Origin of the sequence: Corynebacterium sp. HMSC074E01 (assembly GCF_001808885.1) — a bacterium.
GTDB lineage: Bacteria > Actinomycetota > Actinomycetes > Mycobacteriales > Mycobacteriaceae > Corynebacterium.
Genome location: NZ_KV794817.1, coordinates 1 through 287, shown reverse-complemented (window position 1 = coordinate 287; position 287 = coordinate 1). Strand labels below are relative to the sequence as shown.

At 52.6% G+C, this 287-nt stretch carries 1 protein-coding gene; it reads right to left on the bottom strand.

Annotation, left to right across the window (positions count from 1 at the left end):
* The coding region (locus HMPREF2537_RS00890; protein ID WP_148138120.1) for a VaFE repeat-containing surface-anchored protein at positions 1-287 on the bottom strand (287 nt) is incomplete at both ends.

Below are 287 nucleotides of genomic sequence, written 5' to 3'. Positions count from 1 at the left end.
TCTCAAAAGCAACCGCAGCCTCAACCGGCTCCTTGACGGACTCATCGACAGTGATCGTAACGACAACCTCACCGTTAGCAGACTCCGGAGTAAAGGTCTTCTCACCCTCACCCAGAACGGTCTTGCCATCAGCCTTGGAAATCAGCTCAGCGAACAGAGTGTATTCCTTACCCGGAACCAGGTTCTCGTAGGTAACACGGTCATTAACCTGCGCACCAGCAACAACCTCGGTTGCACCATTCGCAAAGTCAGCATTCGTCGAAATCTTCGGCTCACCAGACTCATCA